Raw genomic sequence first — 1,336 nt, forward strand, 5'->3', positions numbered from 1 at the left:
AGCAGCACGGTGTCCGGGTACTGGGCGTCGATCTCGCGGCGGACCCGTTTCAGGAACTCGTGGGTGGCGGGCAGGTTCTCGCAGTTCGTGCCCTCGGCCGCGTAGAGGTACGGCACCGCGTCGAGACGGAATCCGTCGATGCCCAGGTCCAGCCAGAAGCGGAGGGCGGCCAGGATCTCCTCCTGCACGGCCGGGTTCTCGTAGTTGAGGTCCGGCTGGTGGGAGAAGAAGCGGTGGAAGTAGTACTGGCCGCGGACCGGGTCATGGGTCCAGTTGGAGGTCTCGGTGTCGACGAAGATGATGCGGGCGTCGGGGTACTGCTTGTCGTCGTCGGCCCACATGTAGTAGTCCCCGTACGGCCCGTCGGGGTTCTTCCTCGACTCCTGGAACCACGGGTGCTGGTCGCTGGTGTGGTTCATGACGAAGTCGATGATCACGCGCATGCCGCGCTGGTGGGCGGAGTCGACGAACTCCACGAAGTCGGCGAGGTCACCGAACTCCGGGAGTACGGCGGTGTAGTCGGAGACGTCGTAACCGCCGTCCCGGAGCGGTGACTTGAAGAACGGCGGCAGCCACAGGCAGTCGACGCCGAGCCACTGGAGGTAGTCCAGTTTGGCGGTCAGGCCCTTGAGGTCGCCGATGCCGTCGCCGTCGCTGTCCTGGAAGGAACGGACGAGGACCTCGTAGAAGACGGCGCGCTTGAACCACTCCGGGTCCCGGTCCTTGGCGGGCGTGTCCTCGAAGGTGTCCGGGACGGGGCTGTTGACAGTCATGACGCGCTGGGCCCTCCGATCTGGGGCGAGACGGACGATCGCCGGACATGGAGCACATGTGCCGGCGCCCGGCCCGGTACTAGGCGCACGTAGTTGCTCCTGCCCCAGTGGTAGGTCTCACCCGTCAGTTCGTCGTACAGGGACACGGTCGCGTGCCGGTCCAGGCCGAGGTGCGGCATGTCCAACGAGACCGTCGCCTCCTGGGTGTGGTGAGGGTCGAGGTTGACGACGACCACGACCGTGTCCGAGCCGTCGCGTTTGCTGTACGCGATCACGGCGTCGTTGTCGGTCGCGTGGAAGCGCAGATTCCGCAGGCGTCGCAGCGCGGGATGGCGGCGCCGGATGGAGTTGAGCGTGCCGATCAGGGGGGCGATGCTGCGTCCCTCGCGTTCGGCGGCGGCCCAGTCGCGGGGTTTGAGCTGGTACTTCTCCGAGTCGAGGTACTCCTCGCTGCCCTCCCTGAGGGGGGTGTTCTCGCACAGCTCGTAGCCGCTGTAGATGCCCCAGGCGGGGGAGAGGGTCGCGGCCAGCACCGCGCGGACCTCGAAGGCGGGCCGGCCGCC

The 1,336-nt window shown here is 67.4% G+C and carries 2 protein-coding genes; both read right to left on the reverse strand.

Annotated elements, in window-relative coordinates:
• On the reverse strand, window positions 1-773 hold a 773-nt coding region (locus ACIBBH_RS42510; RefSeq protein WP_399414368.1), incomplete at its 3' end, for an alpha-amylase family glycosyl hydrolase.
• Window positions 770-1,336 (reverse strand): DUF3459 domain-containing protein (locus tag ACIBBH_RS42515; RefSeq protein ID WP_399414370.1); only part of this gene is annotated, 567 nt, incomplete at its 5' end. The genes ACIBBH_RS42510 and ACIBBH_RS42515, both read right to left, overlap by 4 nt.

It is taken from the genome of Streptomyces sp. NPDC051636 (genome assembly GCF_044453765.1).
Lineage (GTDB): Bacteria > Actinomycetota > Actinomycetes > Streptomycetales > Streptomycetaceae > Streptomyces.